This is a genomic window from Oceanobacillus sp. NCCP-135, assembly GCF_059698015.1.
The window spans coordinates 179,134-199,628 of record NZ_BAAKSZ010000003.1 but is presented as its reverse complement, the minus strand read 5'-3'; the positions used below and the strand labels follow the sequence as shown (position 1 = coordinate 199,628).

At 36.8% G+C, this 20,495-nt stretch carries 25 protein-coding genes and 1 other annotated feature; of the genes, 2 read left to right on the top strand and 23 right to left on the bottom strand.

The genetic code is table 11. The features are described from left to right. Positions 1 to 19: 19 nt before the first annotated feature. Positions 20 to 319 (bottom strand): post-transcriptional regulator, encoded by a 300-nt coding sequence (locus AC6HVZ_RS03805; RefSeq protein WP_497556808.1) that lies wholly within the window; start codon positions 317 to 319, stop codon positions 20 to 22. 115 nt (positions 320 to 434) lie between these two features. Between AC6HVZ_RS03805 and spoVB the strand changes: the two genes are divergently transcribed. Further along, entirely contained in the window at positions 435 to 1,985 is a 1,551-nt protein-coding gene (spoVB, locus tag AC6HVZ_RS03800) for a stage V sporulation protein B (RefSeq protein ID WP_497556807.1), read from the top strand. Between the two features lie 31 nt (positions 1,986 to 2,016). Here spoVB and AC6HVZ_RS03795 read toward each other — a convergent pair whose 3' ends face one another. Next, complete coding sequence (locus AC6HVZ_RS03795) at positions 2,017 to 3,315, bottom strand: ArsB/NhaD family transporter (protein WP_497556806.1); 1,299 nt, start codon at positions 3,313 to 3,315, stop codon at positions 2,017 to 2,019. Positions 3,316 to 3,443: 128 nt separating this feature from the next. On the opposite strand from AC6HVZ_RS03795, the gene AC6HVZ_RS03790 reads away from it, so the two are divergent. Then, the gene (locus AC6HVZ_RS03790) at positions 3,444 to 3,824 is read left to right on the top strand and encodes a TIGR04086 family membrane protein (RefSeq protein WP_497556805.1); all 381 of its coding nucleotides are present in this window, start codon (positions 3,444 to 3,446) and stop codon (positions 3,822 to 3,824) included. Positions 3,825 to 4,204: 380 nt separating this feature from the next. Here the strand turns inward: AC6HVZ_RS03790 and yajC are convergent, their stop codons facing one another. The 21 genes from yajC to minC form a co-directional block, all read right to left on the bottom strand. After that, complete coding sequence (yajC, locus tag AC6HVZ_RS03785) at positions 4,205 to 4,465, bottom strand: preprotein translocase subunit YajC (RefSeq protein WP_497556804.1); 261 nt, start codon at positions 4,463 to 4,465, stop codon at positions 4,205 to 4,207. Between the two features lie 32 nt (positions 4,466 to 4,497). Beyond that, positions 4,498 to 5,637, bottom strand: a complete 1,140-nt coding sequence (gene tgt / locus AC6HVZ_RS03780) for a tRNA guanosine(34) transglycosylase Tgt (RefSeq protein WP_497556803.1) — start codon at positions 5,635 to 5,637, stop codon at positions 4,498 to 4,500. 17 nt (positions 5,638 to 5,654) lie between these two features. After that, the gene (queA, locus tag AC6HVZ_RS03775) at positions 5,655 to 6,683 is read right to left on the bottom strand and encodes a tRNA preQ1(34) S-adenosylmethionine ribosyltransferase-isomerase QueA (protein ID WP_497556802.1); all 1,029 of its coding nucleotides are present in this window, start codon (positions 6,681 to 6,683) and stop codon (positions 5,655 to 5,657) included. 22 nt (positions 6,684 to 6,705) lie between these two features. Then, a complete protein-coding gene (locus AC6HVZ_RS03770; protein WP_497556801.1) occupies positions 6,706 to 6,903 on the bottom strand; it encodes a DUF2905 domain-containing protein in 198 nt (65 codons plus the stop codon). Then, positions 6,900 to 7,904: a Holliday junction branch migration DNA helicase RuvB gene (gene ruvB / locus AC6HVZ_RS03765; RefSeq protein WP_497556800.1), complete on the bottom strand. Its 1,005-nt coding sequence runs from the start codon at positions 7,902 to 7,904 to the stop codon at positions 6,900 to 6,902. The genes AC6HVZ_RS03770 and ruvB overlap by 4 nt, the downstream gene beginning before the upstream one ends. A gap of 15 nt (positions 7,905 to 7,919) precedes the next feature. Further along, entirely contained in the window at positions 7,920 to 8,525 is a 606-nt protein-coding gene (gene ruvA / locus AC6HVZ_RS03760; protein WP_497556799.1) for a Holliday junction branch migration protein RuvA, read from the bottom strand. A 100-nt stretch (positions 8,526 to 8,625) separates the two neighbouring features. After that, the gene (locus AC6HVZ_RS03755; protein ID WP_497556798.1) at positions 8,626 to 9,354 is read right to left on the bottom strand and encodes a YebC/PmpR family DNA-binding transcriptional regulator; all 729 of its coding nucleotides are present in this window, start codon (positions 9,352 to 9,354) and stop codon (positions 8,626 to 8,628) included. An 88-nt stretch (positions 9,355 to 9,442) separates the two neighbouring features. Then, positions 9,443 to 9,994 (bottom strand): YhcN/YlaJ family sporulation lipoprotein, encoded by a 552-nt coding sequence (locus AC6HVZ_RS03750; RefSeq protein WP_497556797.1) that lies wholly within the window; start codon positions 9,992 to 9,994, stop codon positions 9,443 to 9,445. Between the two features lie 65 nt (positions 9,995 to 10,059). After that, positions 10,060 to 10,803: an NAD(+) synthase gene (gene nadE / locus AC6HVZ_RS03745; RefSeq protein ID WP_497556796.1), complete on the bottom strand. Its 744-nt coding sequence runs from the start codon at positions 10,801 to 10,803 to the stop codon at positions 10,060 to 10,062. Between the two features lie 31 nt (positions 10,804 to 10,834). Next, a complete protein-coding gene (locus tag AC6HVZ_RS03740) occupies positions 10,835 to 11,794 on the bottom strand; it encodes a phosphotransferase (RefSeq protein ID WP_497556795.1) in 960 nt (319 codons plus the stop codon). Continuing rightward, positions 11,787 to 12,749, bottom strand: coding sequence for a SafA/ExsA family spore coat assembly protein (gene safA / locus AC6HVZ_RS03735; protein WP_497556794.1), 963 nt, complete (start codon positions 12,747 to 12,749; stop codon positions 11,787 to 11,789). The genes AC6HVZ_RS03740 and safA overlap by 8 nt, the downstream gene beginning before the upstream one ends. Before the next feature lie 571 nt (positions 12,750 to 13,320). Then, positions 13,321 to 14,175, bottom strand: a complete 855-nt coding sequence (gene pheA, locus AC6HVZ_RS03730; protein ID WP_497556793.1) for a prephenate dehydratase — start codon at positions 14,173 to 14,175, stop codon at positions 13,321 to 13,323. Between the two features lie 28 nt (positions 14,176 to 14,203). Beyond that, positions 14,204 to 15,484, bottom strand: a complete 1,281-nt coding sequence (gene obgE, locus AC6HVZ_RS03725; protein WP_497556792.1) for a GTPase ObgE — start codon at positions 15,482 to 15,484, stop codon at positions 14,204 to 14,206. 54 nt (positions 15,485 to 15,538) lie between these two features. Then, positions 15,539 to 16,018: a Spo0B domain-containing protein gene (locus AC6HVZ_RS03720; protein WP_497556791.1), complete on the bottom strand. Its 480-nt coding sequence runs from the start codon at positions 16,016 to 16,018 to the stop codon at positions 15,539 to 15,541. A 123-nt stretch (positions 16,019 to 16,141) separates the two neighbouring features. After that, positions 16,142 to 16,432, bottom strand: a complete 291-nt coding sequence (gene rpmA, locus AC6HVZ_RS03715; RefSeq protein WP_497556790.1) for a 50S ribosomal protein L27 — start codon at positions 16,430 to 16,432, stop codon at positions 16,142 to 16,144. Continuing rightward, a complete protein-coding gene (locus AC6HVZ_RS03710; RefSeq protein ID WP_497556789.1) occupies positions 16,429 to 16,773 on the bottom strand; it encodes a ribosomal-processing cysteine protease Prp in 345 nt (114 codons plus the stop codon). The genes rpmA and AC6HVZ_RS03710 overlap by 4 nt, the downstream gene beginning before the upstream one ends. Before the next feature lie 12 nt (positions 16,774 to 16,785). Beyond that, entirely contained in the window at positions 16,786 to 17,094 is a 309-nt protein-coding gene (rplU, locus tag AC6HVZ_RS03705) for a 50S ribosomal protein L21 (protein ID WP_497556788.1), read from the bottom strand. Positions 17,095 to 17,108: 14 nt separating this feature from the next. Further along, positions 17,109 to 17,186, bottom strand: a sequence feature (ribosomal protein L21 leader region). 83 nt (positions 17,187 to 17,269) lie between these two features. After that, positions 17,270 to 18,133: a M50 family metallopeptidase gene (locus tag AC6HVZ_RS03700; protein ID WP_497556787.1), complete on the bottom strand. Its 864-nt coding sequence runs from the start codon at positions 18,131 to 18,133 to the stop codon at positions 17,270 to 17,272. Continuing rightward, entirely contained in the window at positions 18,120 to 18,887 is a 768-nt protein-coding gene (locus tag AC6HVZ_RS03695) for a peptidoglycan DD-metalloendopeptidase family protein (RefSeq protein WP_497556786.1), read from the bottom strand. Before AC6HVZ_RS03695 ends, AC6HVZ_RS03700 begins: the two co-directional genes overlap by 14 nt. A gap of 127 nt (positions 18,888 to 19,014) precedes the next feature. Continuing rightward, the gene (gene minD, locus AC6HVZ_RS03690; protein WP_497556785.1) at positions 19,015 to 19,812 is read right to left on the bottom strand and encodes a septum site-determining protein MinD; all 798 of its coding nucleotides are present in this window, start codon (positions 19,810 to 19,812) and stop codon (positions 19,015 to 19,017) included. Next, complete coding sequence (gene minC, locus AC6HVZ_RS03685) at positions 19,805 to 20,491, bottom strand: septum site-determining protein MinC (protein ID WP_497556784.1); 687 nt, start codon at positions 20,489 to 20,491, stop codon at positions 19,805 to 19,807. Before minC ends, minD begins: the two co-directional genes overlap by 8 nt. Positions 20,492 to 20,495 lie beyond the last annotated feature (4 nt).

Here is a 20,495-nt window from a genome sequence, read left to right as displayed (position 1 = left end):
ATTACATTATGTACTACACCTAAGCTTCGATTGCATTAATACCTGTTAATGCTGCTATTGAAGCTTTTAAGTCATCACTTTGATATGCTTTTACAGTTAAATAGCTCATATAAATAGTTACCCCAAGATGAAAAACATCTTGTACCACTTCATATAAACGTTTTTTCGGATCACCTTTCCACACCTTTTGTACAAGGCAATTCCAAATATCATCAACTGTTGCCTGAGAATATCCCATTAATTGAAATTCTTCCACTTTACTATCCAAAGCTGGTTTAATCATTTCTTTCCATTCACTTACCGTATGTACTGTTTCCATGTTTCCTCCTCCTATTCCCGGAGTATAAAATATCGTTAGTCATGCTTGGCCCACTCAGAAGCATATATATCATTGTATATGAAATTTTATTTTTTGAGAAGGTGGGTTTACGATAATGTCCAAACAAACATTTTTACAAGGGACGTTAATTTTAATTCTGGCAGGTATGATCACACGATTTCTTGGCTTTATCAATCGCTTGGTTGTAGCACGATTGATGGGTGAAGATGGTATTGGGCTATACATGATGGCCCTTCCTACCTTATTTCTCGTTATCACAATGACCCAGCTTGGCCTGCCTGTTGCCATATCCAAACGTGTTGCAGAAGCTGAAGCAAGAAATGACCAGAAAAAAATCAAGCAAATTCTGATCGTATCATTAATTGTAACTGCTATTTCCAGTATTGTTTTTACAATCGGGATGATTAGTGCAGCTCCTTTTATAGCTACTACCTTACTAACAGATGACCGGACGATCTACCCATTACTCGCAATAAGCCCAATTGTTCCTATTGTTGCAATTTCATCTATCCTAAGGGGCTATTTCCAAGGAAAACAAAATATGAAGCCGCAAAGCTATTCTCAGGTAATCGAACAAATCGTTCGGATTACCTGTGTGGCACTGTTTGTTAAACTATTGCTTCCATATGGTGTTGAATTTGCAGCAGCCGGTGCGATGTTTAGCGTTATTCTCGGTGAGTTTGTATCATTATTATATATGATTCATATGTTTAAACGAAAGAAAAAAGTAAAAATACGCACCCGATTTTTCGCCTATTTAAAATCGAGTAAAGATACACTAAAGGAATTATTTTCGATTGCTATTCCCAGTACAGGTAGTAAGATGATTGGTTCCTTTTCATATTTTCTCGAACCGATATTGGTAGCAAACAGCCTGGCAATTGCGGGTATCTCCAGTCAACTGGCAACAAAGCAGTACGGAGAATTAACCGGATTTGTCATGCCACTCTTATTTTTACCTACATTCATTACCCAGTCATTATCTATAGCATTAGTCCCTTCCATTTCGGAGGCAGAAGCTAATCTTAACAATAAATTAATTCACTATCGGATTCATCAGTCCATTCGAATATCTTTCGCATCTGGAGCGATTGCTACAATTGTATTAACTCTCTTTTCGGTACCGATTTTAAGTTATATGTATGGAACAGCTGATGCAAGCAAATTCTTAATCTTAATGGCTCCCTTTTTCATTCTACTGTATATTCAGGCACCATTACAAGCAACATTACAAGCACTTGATTTGGCTAAGCCTGCCATGTGGAATAGTTTGATTGGTGCAGCATTTAAATTTATTGTACTCGTTCTATTAGCTTCCAATCCCAAATTTGGCATAATGGGTGTAGCGATTGCCATGTCTGTTGGCGTTGTCTTGGTTACTTTACTCCATCTTGCAACACTACGAAAAGCAATTCAATTCTGGATTCCTTTGAGGGATTTAAGTAAAATGATTATGCTCATTACCCTTACCTGGGGAGCAGGGAATTTCCTGAAAAGTATTTATGAGACGATGAATCAACATATTATTCTTTTTCTTTTCCTTTTAATCATTTTAACAATTATCTATTGTATATTGCTTTTTTTATTAAGATTTATCACCAAGGAGGAATTAAAACAAATTCCCTTTATACAAAAATGGCTATAAGAAAAAGGCTGTCATTGAAGATAGCCTTTTCTTATGCCTGTCCGATATATGGCAGTAAATAACGGAAATAAATATAGAAGGTAGAAATTATAAGGGATAACAATACGACTGGAATACCATAAAGCATGAAACGAATAAAGGAAAGCTTTTCCCCGGCTCCCTCTGCAAGACCTGCGACAACTACATTAGCTGATGAGCCTATCAGTGTCCCATTTCCCCCTAAACAGGCTCCTAACGCCAATGCCCACCAAATCGGATCTAAATATACCAGGCCATAGCTTTCGAATTCCTGAACCACCGGAATCATGGCAGCAACAAAAGGAATATTATCCACAATCCCTGAAAAAATTCCTGTTGTCCACAAAATTAATAAAGTTGTATATGCGTAATCACCATCTGTAGTCATTACTATTGCTCTTGCCATCTCGTCAATAATTCCAACTTCCTGAAGCCCTCCTACTAGTGTAAACAGTCCGATAAAGAAAAATAATGTCACCCACTCGACCTTTTCAAAAATACGTTCAGCAGCCAACTCCTTTTCGGTTAACAATAAAAGCAATAAGGCACCCGATAAAGCAATTACAGTTAACTCTATATGGACAAATACATGTACAAGAAAGCCAGTTATCGTCATTAATAGAACCGTTATTGACTGATAGAGCATTGGAGATTTATTCAAATGGGATGCTGCATTGATTTTTAATAGTTCCTCTCTATCTGTTTTAATACGAGTCAATTGACGGTGAAAAATAAATACCATGACTGCCAGCATTATAAAGAATATTAGTAATGCCAATGGCGCCAAATGAATAATAAATGATAGAAATGTCAAATGTTCCACTGCTTGACCAATCATTATATTTGGCGGATCCCCAATCAAGGTAGCTGCCCCTCCAATATTCGAACTAAATATAATAACTAATAAATAAGGAAAAGCAGGCAACTTTAAAAGCTTCGTTATATTTAGGATGATTGGAACAAATATAAGTACCGTCGTGACATTATCCAGCAGCGCAGATCCGATTGCAGTCAAAATACTAGATCCTATCAGAAGAGGGATTGGTGCTCCACGAACACTCTGCGCAAATCGAATCGCAATAAAGGTAAAAAGTCCTGTCTTTTGTGTTATTGATATAAGGATCATCATGGAAAACAATAACGCAATCGTATTCCAGTCAATATAGTGCATAAAAACATCCTGGGTAGAGTAAATTCCTGTAAGCAATAATAAAACTCCACCTGAAAGCGCAACAACTGCACGGTTAATTTTTTCAGTCATGATAAAAACATAGCTAATTATAAAAATAGTTGTTGCAAGAATAATATCCATTTCACACCCACTTCCATTTAAAAATACCTTTAGAAAAATATATGTAGAAATAAATAATATATTTCGTCTATTTTATAAATGTTTGAATAGAATGATTGTAAATGGACAAACATGAAAGGGGAGTTCTCATGAAAGGAAATCAATTCATTGCCTTACTTTATGGATGGATTGTCGTACTTGGCTTAATCCTGATTGCAAGTGTAATTTTGGCTTTTCTGCTCCGTTTTACAACATTTAGCGATCCTGCACTCTCATGGATAGCGTTAGTTATCGGATTAATATCTTTGTTTATTGGTGGCGTCGTAGCAGGGGTCAAAGGGAAAGCGAAGGGATGGATTATTGGAGGAATTACAGGCTTAGGATTTACATTATTTACATTTTTAGTGCAATATTTAGGATATCAGCAAGCTTTTTCCTTGGAGCAATCAATCCATCATATTGGATTTATTTTAGCTGCATTATTCGGTGGTGTAATTGGAGTGAATATCACAGGAGAAGTAAACGAATAAACAGCACAAAAGCGCGAGAGCGTCCGCTTAGCGACGGACTGGACTGAGCCGCAGAAGACGGCTACCGGGGGAAGCCGATGTTGACTTTCGCCACAAGGGTATAAGTGCGACTAAGCCTCTGGTTCCCAATCGGCAAGTCTTCTTTATCGTACGGAGGTGAAGGAATTCTACTATGGCTTTAGCGCTGGAGCCAGACGTGGCTAATTCGGTTGTTTTGTTATCCACAGCCCACAAATTTTATAATTTCCTAGACGACAAAAAAGAAGTTAATGGTTGCACCATTAACTTCTTTTTTTGTCCTTATGTATTTTTAATTGATAAATATACTCAGGTTTATAAGCAACAGACTCCAGCCTATTGCTTATACCTACGATAACGAATTATCTTTGCACTACTTCGCGAATCGCCGAACGGTCATATGTAAGTTTAGTACCGTCACCTGATTGAATAATAATCGTATTTTCATCAATTGCATGGATCACTCCATGTAATCCGCCAATTGTTACTACCGGATCACCTTTTTGTAGATCTGATTGCATCTGTCTTACTTGCTTCTGACGTTTTTGCTGTGGACGAATAAGCAAGAAGTAAAATATCACAAACATTAAAATAATCGGTGATAATGATATTAACATTTCCATTACGTTTCCCTCCTTTCACAATTTCATCATCTTTAAAAGTTTTTCGCATTCGGTTGATTCAATCCATATTGTTCAAAGAATGCATTTTTAAAGTCACCAAGACGATCCTCGCTTATCGCAGTTCGTACTTGCTCCATTAATTTTAACAGAAAATATAGGTTATGATAAGTAGTAAGTCTGAATCCGAATGTTTCATTACATTTTATTAAATGACGGATATATGCACGCGTATAATTTTCACATACATGACAGCCACAATTTTCATCAATCGGGCCAAAATCACGGGCATATTTTGCATTTCTAACTACTAATCGTCCGGTTGATGTCATGCATGTCCCATTTCGAGCAATTCTTGTTGGCAACACACAATCAAACATGTCAATTCCCCTGATTGCACCATCAATTAATGAGTCCGGTGAACCGACACCCATTAAATAACGAGGTTTATTTGAAGGCATCAATGGAGTTGTAAATTCAAGAACGTTATTCATGACAACTTTAGGTTCTCCTACAGACAAACCTCCAATGGCATATCCAGGAAAATCCAAGGAAACTAAATCTTCAGCACTTTGCTTCCTTAAATCTTCATATTCCCCGCCTTGAATAATTCCGAATAAACCCTGGGTATCTTTCCGTTCATGTGCTTCTAAGCATCTTTCTGCCCAACGTGACGTTCTTTCTACAGATGATTTCATGTAATCATATGTTGCTGGATATGGTGGACATTCATCAAATGCCATCATTATATCCGATCCTAGTACATTTTGAATTTGCATTGCTTTTTCTGGAGATAGGAATAATTTTTCTCCACTTAAGTGATTTCGAAAATGAACCCCTTCTTCTTTAATTTGCCGCATATCACTTAGGCTAAATACTTGGAATCCACCTGAATCCGTTAAAATAGCTCCATCCCAGTTCATAAATTTATGGAGTCCACCCGCTTCTTTCATGATGTCTTCACCAGGTCTCAACCATAAATGATACGTATTGGAAAGAATAATATTGGCATTCATTTCTTTTAAGTCTTCCGGACTCATTGTCTTTACGGTCGCTAATGTTCCAACTGGCATAAACGTTGGTGTGTCAAACGATCCATGTGGGGTATGAACTCTTCCCAGTCTGGCTCCTGTTTGGTTACATGTCTTCATTAATTCATATGTTATAGGTGTCATTTCATATTCGTTCCCTTTTAAATTATTAGCATTGCATCGCCAAAGCTAAAAAATCGATAGCGTTGATTAACTGCCTCTTTGTATGCTCTTAGTATTGTTTCTTTATCAACCAGAGCACTTACAAGCATAATTAACGTTGATTTTGGCAGATGGAAATTCGTAAGTAATCCATCAATTGCTTTAAAAGTATACGGTGGATAAATAAAAATGTCTGTCCATCCGCTCGATTCCACAAATGCCCCATCATTATCTCTAGCTATTGTCTCAAGTGTTCTCGTTGACGTCGTTCCTACAGAAATAACCCTGCCACCCGCTTCTTTTACCTTCGTAAGTGTTTCAGCTGCTTCTTTTGTCATATGATAAAACTCAGCATGCATTTTATGTTCGTCAATGTTAGCAACACTTACCGGTCTGAAAGTACCAATGCCTACATGTAGTGTAATGAAGACAATCGTTATCCCCATTTGTTTAATCTCATCTAGTAATTCATTAGTGAAATGTAAACCGGCAGTAGGAGCGGCTGCAGAACCTTCTTCTCTTGCAAAAACGGTTTGATAACGCTCTTTTTCCGGTAGTTGTTCTTTTATATATGGTGGTAATGGCATTTCTCCTAATTGATCTAGTATTTCATAAAAAATCCCCTCATAGGAAAATTCCAATATCCTTCCACCATGCTCTTTATACCCTGTGCAGGTTGCTCGTAGCTTTCCATCCCCAAAAATAAGTTCTGTACCTATTTTCACTTTCTTAGCAGGCTTTGTCAGCACTTCCCAAGTATCTTTTTCCTGCTGCGAGAGTAATAAAACCTCAATCTTTGCACCTGTATCCTTTTTTATCCCATAAAGTCTTGCTGGAAGTACACGGGTATCATTTAAAACAAGACAGTCACCCTCTTTTAAGTAACCTTTAATATCGATGAATTGATTATGTTGCACCTCTTTTGTATCTCGATTTAAAACGAGTAACCTGGATGCAGTTCGATCCTTCAAAGGAGTTTGTGCAATTAATTCCTCAGGTAAATCAAAATCAAAATCTTCTATGTTCATAATGAATCTCCTTACATATAGCTTAGCGAAATCTTGCCAGAATGAAAAAGATTAGTGTCAAAATAATACTTACGACAATCGATGTCATAATTGGAAAATGGAAGGAAACATTGCCTTTTTTAAAACTAATATCTCCCGGCAATTTTCCGATAAATGTCCAAATTACTCCAATCATTAAAAAAGCAATACCCAGTATTATAAATAGCTTACCAATACTCATTCCTCATCATTCACTTTCAAACCAAAATGATTATATGCTTTTTCAGTAACCACCCTTCCTCTTGGTGATCTTTGAATAAATCCAATCTGTAATAAATAGGGCTCATACACATCTTCAATCGTTTGTGATTCTTCCCCAATGGTGGCAGCGATTGTATCCAGCCCAACAGGACCACCCTGAAAGCCTTCAATAATCCCTTTTAGGAGCTTGTGATCAATATGATCTAGGCCAACATCATCAACCTGCAGCATTTTTAAAGCTACATCTGTTGTTTCTATCGTTATTTCCTTTTCCCCTTTAACCTGGGAAATATCACGAATTCTTTTTAATAATCTATTAGCAATACGTGGTGTACCTCTCGATCTGCGTGCAACTTCAGCTGCAGCATCTTTGGTAATCGATGTTTGGAAAATCTCCGCCGTTCGTTCCACAATGGAGCATAAATCTTTTGTTTCATAAAATTCCAGTCTACTTAGCACACCAAATCGATCTCTAAGCGGGGCAGTTAAAAGCCCTGCTCTCGTTGTAGCACCAACTAAAGTAAATGGTGGTAAGTCAATTCGAACCGATCTCGCACTTGGACCAGTACCAATGACAATATCAAGAAAAAAATCCTCCATAGCAGGGTATAAGATCTCTTCAACGGAGCGTGGAAGCCGGTGAACTTCATCGATAAAAAGTACATCGCCAGGTTCAAGTGAGGAAAGAATTGCTGCTAAGTCACCAGCTCTTTCAATTGCAGGGCCTGATGTCGAACGAAATTGAACGCCCATTTCATTTGCTATAATTGCTGCTAACGTGGTTTTACCAAGCCCTGGAGGTCCGTATAATAATACATGATCAAGGGCTTCTTCCCGCATTTTTGCAGCTTGAATGAAAATACTTAAATTTTCTTTTACCTTTTGCTGTCCTATGTACTGATTTAACGTAGTCGGTCTGAGACTAAGCTCAAATGGATTATCTTCATTTTGGAGCTCACCTGTAACCATTCGTTCTTCCATCATTATCCCCCCTTATCAATTTTTCATTAATAACGCTAAAGCCTTTCGAATAATTTCATCTGTATGATTATAGTTTTCAGTTTGTAGTTTAGGTATGACAGTCTTTAATTCTCGTTCTGTATAGCCTAAAGCTTTTAATGCCTGCTGAGCCTCCTGCAGTCCTTTAGTAGTCAACTGATTCCCTTCTATGGCAATATCCTCAGAACTAGATACCTGCAGCATAGTTGTCAGCTTGCCTTTTAAATCAAGAATAATTTGTCTGGCTGTTTTTTTGCCTACCCCCGGAAAACTTGTTAAAAATTTATCATCTTCTTTTTCAATAGCAGCGACAAAAGCAGGGATATCAACGGATCCAAGGATTCCCAAGGCACCTTTTGGACCAATACCGGAAACTGATATCAGTTTTATAAACAGATATTTTTCATCTTGATTTTTAAAACCATACAGTAGCTGTAGATCTTCTCTGACATGATGATATGTATTAATCTTTACTTCTGTATTTAATGAGGATTGAAACCCAAATGGATTGGCACAGATTAATTCATATCCAACTCCGTGAACATCTACAACAACCGAATCATCTTGAACATATGTAAGAATCCCCTTTATATATGCAATCATTCAATCTTCTCCTCCTGTATTGCTTAACCCATTTTACCATATCTGTACAATAAATAATAAACTTCCATTTCTTAAATCAAGAAATAGAAGTTTATTATAGCTATTCAGAGACCTCTAAATTATGATAGATATCTTGTACATCCTCTTCTTCTTCCAGCATTTCTATCAGACTTAACATTTTATGCTCATCATCTTCCGCTACCGTACTATAATTTTGCGGGACAAGTGTAACTTCTCCATCTGCAATGGTATAACCATTATTTGTTAAATGATCAGTAACACTTTGATAGCTCTCCGGTGTTGTAAAGATTTCATATGCACCATCTTCTTTTACGATATCCTCTGCTCCTGCTTCAAGTGCTTCAAGCGTTATTTCATCTTCATCAATCGATCCATCCTCATTTGCTATAACAATATAACCTTTTCTGTCAAACATAAAAGATACACTGCCATTTTCCCCAAGATTGCCATCATTCTTCTTAAATGCATGCCTAACCTCTGCAGCCGTTCTGTTTTTATTATCTGTTAAAACATGTACAATAATAGCAACACCACCAGGACCATATCCTTCATAAGTGATTTCTTCAAAACTCGCCCCATCAAGTGTTCCTGTGGCCTTTTTTATTGCACGATCGATATTATCGTTGGGCATGTTATCTGCTTTTGCCTTATCTACCGCTAAACGAAGTGATGCGTTTGTTGCAAGATCCCCACCACTTTTTGCAGCAGTGTAAATTTCTTTAGCATGCCTCATAAAGATTTTTCCTTTTTTAGCATCCTGTGCATTTTTTCTTCTCTGTATATTCTTCCACTTGGAATGACCAGCCACCTGCACATTCTCCTCTCCCCGGAATTTACTTTTTTACTATAACAAAAAAATGAAACAACGAAAAGAAAAACCTTTGCTTAAACAAAGGTTAATCATTCCGTTTAAAGAAATCATCTATATAGTCTTCAACGTCATATTCGCTATTTTCAGAGCCCAACCTGGCATCTAGTTTTTTCATATGATCCCAGTGTACTTCATCCGTGTAAACAATAATTTGTTTATCTGGCACTAATTTCGTTACTTCAGATTCAATCATTTGTTTTACATCTGGCTCTGTTTGTTCACTTAATAAAACCGCAACAATTATTCGATCATCCGTTGAAGCAACCTGTGCTTGGACAATTTCTTTTTTCTCTTTTAATTGCTTGGAAATCTTAACTGATTCTTCATTGGTAAACGTATCTGAGTACTCAGCCCTGTTATCACCTTCGTTCACACCGTCCTGATCACTTTGTGGATATCCTCCCTTTTCACCAATTGTTTTATCTCGTATGTTCAATCTATCCTTACGTTCCTTCTCCGTTTCATAATTAATCGGCTGGATATTATTTTTTTCTTGTGTTGTTTGTGCATCATCATCCGTATTGGTACAACCAACCATAAAGATGATAAGCAATGTAAATAATATAATCTTTAACATAAAATAACCTCCCTTACACTTAGTTTGTTTAAGAGAGATTATTTTACACAGTCAATTTCAGGTAATTACTTGTTCCTTTTATATTGTGGAAGTGGATTACGTTTATGTGCTGTACGTTTATGCATATTCTCAATAATTTCTTTATCTTTTTCGGGTATTTCTTCCCCTTGTACATATGCATCAATTTTGTCGTAGGTTGTTCCCATTTCAGCTTCATCTGTTTGGTCTTCCCATAAATCAGCACTTGGCTGTTTACTTATAACTTCCTCAGGGACGCCTAAATATGCAGCCATTTCCCTTACTTCCTGTTTGGTAAAGTCTACAAGTGGAAGAATATCTGCTCCACCATCTCCATATTTCGTGAAATAGCCTGTATACCATTCAGATGCATTATCTGTTCCAACAACTAAATAATTATAATTTGTTGCCAGTGCATAAAGTGTACTCATACGAAGCCTTGCTCTGAGGTTAGCACCAGCAAGTTGATCATGCTCTACATTGAATTCATTTTTTCTATTCAATTCAGCTTTTATTTGAGAATACATTTTGTTATGTGTCTCTGATAAATCAACTGTAATGGCATTAATTTCACAGCTTGCTATCACACTGTTAGCATGCTCCATGTTTAGGGAACTTGTCTGGATCGGCAGCATTACTCCCAAAGATTCTTTCGGCGATGCCCGTTTAATTAAATGAGCAACAACTGCAGAATCAAGTCCTCCGCTTACTCCGACCACCAATCCTTTTACCCCTGCATTTTTCACTTGTAAGGTTAACCATTGAACAATTTCTTCGATTTGTTTTTCCATAATTCTCCCTCCTCGCAAGAAGCAAAACTTCCTACAATGATTTTATCATTGATTTTGCATTTTTCAAACAAAGTCTCCTGTTTATCATTGATTTTTCCATTTGCTTTAAATATTGCTCAATTGATGATATGGGTGAACCTTGCTTTAAAAAATAAATCCATTCACGTAATAAATCACTAGGGGTAATAATCGCATATAACCAGGCTTTCAATCTGCAGTCTGTTACCATTTTATAGGTAAGAAGTTTATCAATACTCCAATTGATATATGGCAAAAAACGCTGACCCAGCTGAATATAATCATAAATCTGGGGTGCACAATGCAATAAATCAAAATCAATTATATACGTATATTTATTCTGAATAAAATTATGTGAAGCAACGTCCCCATGAATCCACTGTCCCTTTTGCTTCGCCTCTTTTTCATAGGAATGCCACGGAAACTGTTCGAGTAGACGTAAATGGATAGCCATTGTTTGTACTATTTCCTGAAATAAACATTCAAAACCTTGGTTTATAAAGATATGTTCTGTTTTTTTAAAGGCTTGTAGTCTATGGTACCACCTATCAATAAATTGATTTTTATTAACAGGCTGTTTAACATAAATATTATTCGCCTTTTTATGAAAATCCTGTAATGCTTTAACAACTTTTATTCTATCTTCCGCAAGCTGATAATTCAATTTTTTCCCTTTGATATATGAAGATATTGTCAAATAATTATTATTCGTTACGATTATCTTTTGCCCATTTGGAAACCGTTTAAAAGAGACTACACCAGAGTGATCAATCCTTTCAAAAAAATCCCATTGCTGATTAATAATTTCTTTTTTGCTATGGCCTTTTAATATTAATTCTTCTTTAGATTCTGTTTTTAAATAAAAAACGTAGGGTTTGATAAAAGACAGTTTCTCTACAACAAGTCCTCCTTCTTTATATAAAAAAGAAGAGAGACGATATAAAAATTCGTCTCTTTGATCTTTGTTACGCATCTTTTGAATCATCCTCTTTTTCCCGATGATCATTTCCAGAAAAATCTGGATATGAAGGAGGGGATGGATAAGAATAATGATTCATTGTAGTATTCTGGAATTGTGGTGGATATAAATTATTTGCCGGTGTTTGTTGTGGATTAAAGGCTGGCTGTTGGCTTGGAAAATCCTGACGACCAGATGAAAACGAAGGCATTGGATAGTCCATTTTTGGTGACTGCCCTCCACATCCGCAATCATTTTTACCAGTCATTTGTGCAGGTCCACCGGATGTTGCCCCATGAAATTGCCCAGGGCTAATAAATTGTGGATGTAACATATGATGAGCCACCGGTGGGTAGCCATCTGCCATGTGAGCCATAACTGGGAATTCTACGGGCGGATAACAAGGATGTACAATGTGGCAGCACATTGGTACCATCATTTGCATTGGCATTTGCTGTGTTGGTGGTGCGGGCATTGGCATTTTTGGTGCCTGTGGTTCAGGCATTGGTTTTACTGCTTGTTTTTCCTTTTTTGGCTGCTCTTTTGTTGGTTCAGCGGAATACTGCGGCATTTGTGGAAGGTTTATTGTTGTATAATTTTGAAATTCCTGCTCCATGACCGGCATTTGAATATGCGACTGTGGCTGGATCACAGGCATTTGTGGCATTTGTGGCATTTGTGGCTTTATTGGTTTTGGCTTCTCTTTATCATCTTCCTTCATTACAGGTAAGGGCTTGACAGAGGTATCCTTATATGGTTGTTTCACTGCTTCTTTCTTTGTCTCCTTTACCGCCACACTTTCTTTTTTGACCGCTTTTGAAGAACTAGGTATCTTTATTTTCATTCCTGGCATGATCATATCTGGGCTTGATAAATGTGAATTAAGCTGTTTAACCTGTTCAAAATCTACTCCATAGCTTTTGGATATTTCCCAAAGTGTATCTCCCTTTTTAACGATGTGTATTTTCAAAACGAACCAAACTCCTTTCATGTCTTAAAACTGGGCTAATTACTCTATATCAACATATGCAGGAAAATGATAAAAGTTGACCCATGAAAAATAAAAAAACGTCCTCTCTTTCATTTGAGAATGACGGTTTTAATAAAGATAAACTTATTTTTTTACAGTTTGGCTGACAACACGATACACAAAAGATAGAAATTGCGACGTATGCACTAGGTTGTTTTCCACTGCGGACCGTTGCTTTTTAGCGGCCTCAGCCTCCTCGAGAAATCCACTCTGCTTAGGTATTCAGACACGTGCTCGGACTGCGATTACCCGCCCCACCGAAAACCTTTATTCTGGGCAGGAGTCAACGATTCTCCACTCCAAACAACGTCACGTCACAAAGGAGGATGCCACTTGTTTGGTTTAATCAAGTGGTAGATCCCTTTTAATGTTGAAAGTACATTACCAATGTGTTTCCGGAGCACCGAACTAGCACCCATCTTCTAAAGAAGGGTAAAAAAATCACACTAAAGTTACGTCGCAATTTTTATCTGCTACGATGTTAAAGAGCAACAAAATTTACGGAAATGATCTATATATTCATATGATAAACTGGATATGTACCTAAGATCGTCACATTACAGCCCAATGCTTCGAGTTCCCCTTTAACACCTGGAAATAGCACATTATCATAGGGCTGATTCACATCAATGATAAAAAAGTAATTTCCTAACCCTGTCTTCATCGGTCTTGACTCGATTTTTGAAAGATTCATTTTACGCCATGCAAATGCGGAAAGTACTTGATGCAGTGCACCAGCTTGATCACTCGGCAAAGTAATTAATAGTGTTGTTTTATCTAATTGACTTTCATGCTTAATATGTACTAATTCTTTCTTTTTTGAAAGAACAAGAAATCTTGTATGATTATTAGAATAATCATGGATATTCTCATTAAGGATTTGCAGACCATATTCACTTGCTGCGAGTCTATTTCCAATTGCCGCTATAGGTGCTCTGCTTTTCCCTACCATTTCAGCAGCCTTGCCTGTTGATGTAGTAAAACAAAGACTTGCATTAGTTAAGTTTTGATGTATATATTGATGACATTGTGCAATTGCATGACTATGTGAGTGCACTTCCTTTATATCAGACAGCTCACCAGTGAAATCTGGATGTACAAGCAAATGCTGTTGTATCGGAACAACAATTTCTGCTGCAACTGGCAGCCTTACCTGGTGTATAAGATAATCAACTGTTAATTGCACTGTCCCCTCAATTGCATTTTCAAGCGGGACAACTCCAATATCAGTTTTATTCTGTTCCACTGCATCAATACATTCAGGAATAGTATCAAATGCCTGTTTATTTTCTCCATTAAATGCAGTATCCACTGCCAGTTTAGTAAATGTCCCTTTAGGACCTAGATATCCTATTGAAACTGTCAATAAAATCTCCCCCTGTATTATTCTTCCCTTACTCTATAAATTCAAATTCAAAACTCAGTAATCGAATCGTATCCCCATCTTTTGCACCACGTTTTCTCAATGCTTCGTCAACACCCATTCCACGAATCTGGCGTGAAAAACGCTGTACTGCTTCATCTCTGTTGAAATCAGTCATCTTGAACAGTTTTTCAATTTTAATACCTGATAATACAAATGCGCCATCTGGATCACGTGTAATTTCAAATGGATCATCTTCTTTTTGATACCGGTAAACAACTTTTTCTTCCACTTCTTCCAGCTGTTCAGTATTCTTAGGAATAGCATCTAGTGCATCTGCAATGGCAAATAGGATTTCCCTTAATCCATCTTTAGTAAGTGCAGATATTTTATAAACAGGAATATCCCCTTCTAATTGTTCCCTAAATTTCTGCAGATTTTCTTCAGCACCAGGCATGTCCATTTTATTTGCTGCAATTATTTGTGGTCTTTCCGTCAGTTTGCTATCATATTCTTTCAATTCCTGATTAATTTTCAGATAATCATCATACGGATCTCTTCCTTCTGTACTTGCCATATCAATGACGTGAACGATTAATCTTGTACGCTCTACATGACGCAGAAATTGATGACCGAGCCCTATTCCCTCATGAGCTCCTTCAATTAAACCAGGTAAATCAGCCATGACAAAGCTACGTTGATCACCTGTATCTACAACACCTAAATTAGGTGCTAATGTAGTAAAATGATAATCAGCAATTTTAGGTTTAGCAGCACTGACTACAGATAGAAATGTCGATTTTCCAACACTAGGAAAACCAACAAGACCAACATCTGCGATTAATTTCAGCTCAACCATTATATTTCGCTCCTGTCCTGGCTCGCCATTTTCCGCCATGTCTGGAGCAGGATTTCTTGGGGTGGCAAATCGTGTATTTCCTCGCCCACCTCTTCCACCTTTAACAATAACCGCCTGCTGTTTATGAGCTATTAAATCTGCTATAACTTCATTGGTTTCCCTATCAATAACTGTCGTACCAGGGGGAACCGCAACAATTAAGGGGGCTGAATTTTTGCCGTGCTGGGTTTTACTCATACCGTTTTCTCCTTGTTTTCCTTTAAAATGACGGTTGTAACGAAAATCCATTAATGTATTCAGACCCTCGTCCACCTCGAAAACAATATCGCCGCCATTTCCACCGTCTCCGCCAGCCGGACCACCTTTTGGAACATACTTCTCCCGACGATATGCGACAAGTCCATTACCACCATCTCCAGCCTTCACATATACACTAACCTGATCTACAAACATAACTGCTCACCTCATCATTTGCATGGAATAGAAAGTTGATAAATAAACCCTATTTCACTTTAATAACACCAATTCTATATTTTTATCCATGTTTTCTATATTTATATTTTCTTTATCATGATTCAGAAAAATCCTCAACTTTATTTTCGATGAATTCTCTGTCAGGCTTAAAGTCAATTTTAAATTATATAACTCTGTATTATCACTGATATCTATAAAATTTGCTAAAATAATATTGCATTGTTCGACTAATTCTTTATCAATTTTCTGTAAATCTATATGTTCTGTATGTATAGTATAAGACAAACGAAAATTATCATATCTACTATTAAATTGTATTATCCAAAGTATAAACAATGGCGCTTTTAAACTCATCAATTTCCGTTCTTCATTGAAACGTTCCATACACTCTTTTACTTTAGCTTCTGCTTTATCCGTTTTCCCCATACTCAAATATCCTTGAACAATTTGCAAATCATTCATTAAATCATGCCGATAATGCTGTAAAGTATGTACGACATCTTTTTCCTTCACCATTCTCCCCCCATTAATATGAAAAGTATAGCAGATAATCAATAAAACGCATACTCATTCACAATTGAAGAATGAAAAAGCCCCAGCCAAAAATTGACTGGAGCTTTATGATTGATTAATTAATTAAGCTTCTTGAGCAACAGGGTAGACACTTACTTTTTTTCGATCGCGACCATAACGTTCGAATTTCACAACGCCGTCAATCTTAGAAAAAAGTGTATCGTCACCACCACGACCTACATTTTCACCTGGATAAATCTTCGTTCCCCGTTGTCGGTATAGAATAGATCCTCCAGTAACAAACTGACCATCAGCACGTTTAGCACCAAGGCGTTTGGATTCGGAATCACGTCCGTTTCTTGTACTACCTGCACCTTTTTTCTGAGAGAAAAATTGCAAATCTAGACGAATCATTGCTGCACCTCCTTATTTAGTTTGATTTTGATAAACTGACTATATTCGTTCTCAATTGATTTTAATGAAATTAGCATACCTTCAAACAGGAGCTGTACCTTATCCATCATCTCATTATTACCTGAGTCTGGCAGGCTGACATGAAGATAACCACCTTCATCTCCCTGTTTAATTTTCAAGTCTGCTTCACATAATTCCATAACTGCATTAACTGCACCAATAGATACAGCTGATACACCTGCACACACTAAATCATAGCCATAAGGGCCACTCATTGCATGGCCGGATAATTCAAATGCCTTGATTTGATTATTCATTCTGGTAACAGTTACATGAATCATATCATTAAATCCTTACAGATTAATTTTGTCAATTACTAATTTTGTATATGGCTGACGATGACCTTGTGTACGATGATAGTTTTTTCTGCGTTTGTATTTATAAACAACAACCTTTTTCTGACGTCCTTGTTTTTCAACTTTAGCAGTTACAGTTGCACCATCAACATATGGTGCGCCAACTTTAACATCGTCTCCACCTACAAAAAGAACTTTTTCGAAAGTAACAGAATCATTTGCTTCTGCTGCAACTTTTTCTACGTAGATTTCCTGACCTTCAACAACTTTAACTTGCTTACCGCCTGTTTCTATAATTGCATACATTTCTTGCACCTCCTTAATTAACTCAGACTCGCCATACAGGTACTCTATCCTTAGAGTTTAATTAAACCTGATCTGTGCGGTTGTAGCACTGGTGCTACGATGAATAACGTATTGATGTTACCATGTTAACGAAGTATTTGTCAAGCATCGGAAGGACTTTTTTTGTATCTTGGATTTAAGTAGAGAGATTCACAACTTCACCAACCGTTTTATCATAATGTTTATCATGAAAATAGCTTCTGAGACAATCCGCTTCATCTATAAACATACGTTTATTGTCAGGAAATGTAATATAGATGGAATGTTTTTTTTCACGCATAAATGTAGCAAACACATCCATTAAAGTGTTTTCTGCCAGGACGTTAACAGGTTGTACATGTTTAATGGAGGCGTTACCTTCATACCTTTTTAATAAAAAACGAATGAACACATAGTAACGCTGCTTCCAGTCCGATCTGTTCTCCATAAACAAGAATATCATTATAAAAAATACACTTAATGTAAATGGAAAGAGGAATAACTGTATGATCACGAGCAACAAACTTGTGATCATTGAAAAAATAAGGACAGAATGATAAGCCTTCTTATATGGAAAATAGGCGGATAAATATAAAAAGAGTAATTTTCCGCCATCTAATGGCCAAACAGGCAATAAATTAAAAACAAGTATGGCAGTATTATAATAAACTACCAACTCCATTACAGATGCTGGAAATATATCAGCATGGGATAAAAGGTATAAAATCATATAAATAACAATATGTTGAAACGGGCCAGCAATCGTAACCAATGCTTCTTCACTTAACGGTCGATTTCCATGTTCATCTGTTTCCATAACTCCACCAAAGACCCAAAGCATAATACTTTTAATCCGCCAATTAAATAACCTTGCCATTGTATAATGGCCTAACTCATGGAATAAGACAATCGCTAAAATAATTACTAGTTCCATAAATGTACCTGTAATTAATGAAATACCAATAAATATCATCAGTATGGGATGAATATGGATTTTAGGTAAATAATTAAGGAAGATCATCAACTTCTATCACCTGAATCGGGTCATAATAATCATTATCCTTCTCGATCGAAAAATAAACTGTTTCACTTTCTGCAGTTGGATGAAACCTACCTATTTGTTGATTACGTGAAATAAATTGATATAAATGTACATCAACATCACTTAAGAACCCGTATGTGGATATGCTTCCATCTGCATGCTGTACTTCTACCGTTTTATTTGTCTTACGGTCATTTCCAGCAAAAATAACAACACCATCCCGTAAAGCGGAAACATCTGTAGTTTCCTCTGGTGCAATCATAATCCCTTTACCGTTAGCTTGAAATGTTTCGATTACATTTCCACTTACCGGGAGCAATAATGGTTCTCCATTAGCTACCGTCTCGTCTTGCTGCGGAGTAATGGCTAAAGGACTACCAAAGGCTTCCTGATACCAGCGATTAACTTTGGCAAACGGGAATTCTTCAGTTAGAGCATTGCTCGTCCACTCTTTTGGCTTTTGAAGAAACTTTGCTTCTGATTCAGTCAACAAGGCAGCACCCAAGAAAAGCAAAGCCGCTAAAACACCCTTCAGCATAAAACTGGTTGCTATCTTATTTGTATCTTTACCTTGCATGGAACTATCTGGAAAAATCGGGAAATAGCCATGCTTTTCTTCTTCTTGAGGAAATGCTGGAAATAATTGCTTTTTGGATCCATCTTTAACGTTCAAACCTCGTACCTTTTTACGTTGACCAATTGATTTACGAACTTTTTTTACTCCATTATTCATTATCCTCACATTCCTTCACATACTTTTGTACAAGTGTATGAAACAAAAATACTGGTTATGAATAATAAAAAGATATGATGAAAAAATACCCTTTATTAGGACATAGCTTTCATCATATCTTTTACGTTTAAGCTCGCATTCCCAAAAATCGTTTCATTTTTTGAAACACACTTTTTTGATCCTCTAATGATTGCAGAGGAACACTTTCTCCTAAAATCCGTCTTGCAATATTTCTATATGCAATAGAGGCTTTTGAATTTGGATGCAATGCAACTGGCTCTCCATTATTAGCGGCCTTGATCACTTCATCATCATCAATTACAATACCAATAAGGTCGATGGAAAGAATTTGTACGATATCATCAATTTCTATCATATCTCCATTTTTCATCATATGATTACGAATTCGATTGATTACTAGTTTTGGAGGCTCCATTTCTTCTTTTTCCAATAAACCGATTATTCGATCCGCATCACGTACACTGGATTTTTCAGGTGTTGTTACAACGATGGCCTTATCAGCTCCCACAATGGCATTTTGGAAACCCTGCTCAATGCCGGCTGGACAGTCAATTAAAATATAATCGTACTCTTGTTTAAGCTCTGAAACGATACTTTTCATACCCTCTCTTGTAACGGCAGACTTGTCACTGGTTTGAGCTGCTGGCAATAATGATAAATAGTCAAAACGTTTGTCTTTTATAAGTGCTTGCTTCAATTTACAGCGTTCCTGAATCACATCTACAATATCATAAATAATTCTGTTTTCCAGTCCCATTACAACATCAAGGTTCCTTAAGCCAATATCTGTATCTATCAAACATACTTTTTTCTCCATTAACGCTAATGCTGTACCTATATTAGCTGAAGAAGTTGTTTTGCCGACTCCGCCTTTACCAGATGTAACGACAATTGCTTCACCCATTTTGCATTCTCCTTTCGAGTCCGCTTATTTCTTTCCTTTTATGTGAAAGAACTTGAAGTCGATCAATGATTATCTTATCCTGCTCTTCATCTATAAGACCACATTCCATATACACACCATCAGCTTCATAATCTGGAGCACGGCTCATATAATCCGCTATACGAAGTTGACTAGGCTTCATAAATGAAGCAGCTATCAATGCATTTCGGTCACCATCAGAACCTGCATGAGCAATACCATATAAATTTCCCATTATATAAATGTTTCCTGTTGAAATTACTTTTCCCCCAGGATTCACATCACCTATTAATAAAAGATCCCCCTTTACTTCCAACACTTGACCAGATCTAACAATTCGATTGACAACTTTTATTTCACTATCTTCTTTCCAGGAAAGGGCTTCTTCTCTTTGAATGACATTTGATTCAAACGAATGAATTGTGAAACGATTTATGTCACTGATAATTTCACTAAGTTGTTTCTTCTGCTCCTCATCTAAATAACGATTACCTAATTTTACTTTTACAGATACGATTGGCTCATCATTTTTCAGGTGACTTGCAACTATTTTTTCGTTTAATTCAGCTATTGCATCAGCAAACGTGCAAGAATCATCTATAAATAGTGAAAGCCCTTCTCTTGTTCCTTTTATTGTGATCAATTGTTTCTTATCAGACACGATA

Bases quoted from the DNA above. Each gene is read 5' to 3' on its own strand.
- AC6HVZ_RS03770 (WP_497556801.1), bottom strand. From the start codon at position 6,903: ATGAGTATTGGTAAGCTATTTATAATACTGGGTATTGCTTTTTTAATG.
- rpmA (WP_497556790.1), bottom strand. From the start codon at position 16,432: ATGATTCGTCTAGATTTGCAATTTTTCTCTCAGAAAAAAGGTGCAGGT.
- ruvA (WP_497556799.1), bottom strand. From the start codon at position 8,525: ATGATTGCATATATAAAGGGGATTCTTACATATGTTCAAGATGATTCG.
- tgt (WP_497556803.1), bottom strand. From the start codon at position 5,637: ATGACACCTATAACATATGAATTAATGAAGACATGTAACCAAACAGGA.
- AC6HVZ_RS03805 (WP_497556808.1), bottom strand. From the start codon at position 319: ATGGAAACAGTACATACGGTAAGTGAATGGAAAGAAATGATTAAACCA.
- yajC (WP_497556804.1), bottom strand. From the start codon at position 4,465: ATGGAAATGTTAATATCATTATCACCGATTATTTTAATGTTTGTGATA.
- spoVB (WP_497556807.1), top strand. From the start codon at position 435: ATGTCCAAACAAACATTTTTACAAGGGACGTTAATTTTAATTCTGGCA.
- AC6HVZ_RS03790 (WP_497556805.1), top strand. From the start codon at position 3,444: ATGAAAGGAAATCAATTCATTGCCTTACTTTATGGATGGATTGTCGTA.
- AC6HVZ_RS03700 (WP_497556787.1), bottom strand. From the start codon at position 18,133: ATGATCTTCCTTAATTATTTACCTAAAATCCATATTCATCCCATACTG.
- nadE (WP_497556796.1), bottom strand. From the start codon at position 10,803: ATGGAAAAACAAATCGAAGAAATTGTTCAATGGTTAACCTTACAAGTG.
- AC6HVZ_RS03710 (WP_497556789.1), bottom strand. From the start codon at position 16,773: ATGATTCATGTAACTGTTACCAGAATGAATAATCAAATCAAGGCATTT.
- AC6HVZ_RS03795 (WP_497556806.1), bottom strand. From the start codon at position 3,315: ATGGATATTATTCTTGCAACAACTATTTTTATAATTAGCTATGTTTTT.
- queA (WP_497556802.1), bottom strand. From the start codon at position 6,683: ATGAACATAGAAGATTTTGATTTTGATTTACCTGAGGAATTAATTGCA.
- minD (WP_497556785.1), bottom strand. From the start codon at position 19,812: ATGGGTGAAGCAATTGTCGTTACATCTGGTAAAGGCGGAGTCGGCAAA.
- ruvB (WP_497556800.1), bottom strand. From the start codon at position 7,904: ATGGAAGAACGAATGGTTACAGGTGAGCTCCAAAATGAAGATAATCCA.
- AC6HVZ_RS03750 (WP_497556797.1), bottom strand. From the start codon at position 9,994: ATGTTAAAGATTATATTATTTACATTGCTTATCATCTTTATGGTTGGT.
- obgE (WP_497556792.1), bottom strand. From the start codon at position 15,484: ATGTTTGTAGATCAGGTTAGTGTATATGTGAAGGCTGGAGATGGTGGT.
- AC6HVZ_RS03740 (WP_497556795.1), bottom strand. From the start codon at position 11,794: ATGCGTAACAAAGATCAAAGAGACGAATTTTTATATCGTCTCTCTTCT.
- rplU (WP_497556788.1), bottom strand. From the start codon at position 17,094: ATGTATGCAATTATAGAAACAGGCGGTAAGCAAGTTAAAGTTGTTGAA.
- AC6HVZ_RS03695 (WP_497556786.1), bottom strand. From the start codon at position 18,887: ATGAATAATGGAGTAAAAAAAGTTCGTAAATCAATTGGTCAACGTAAA.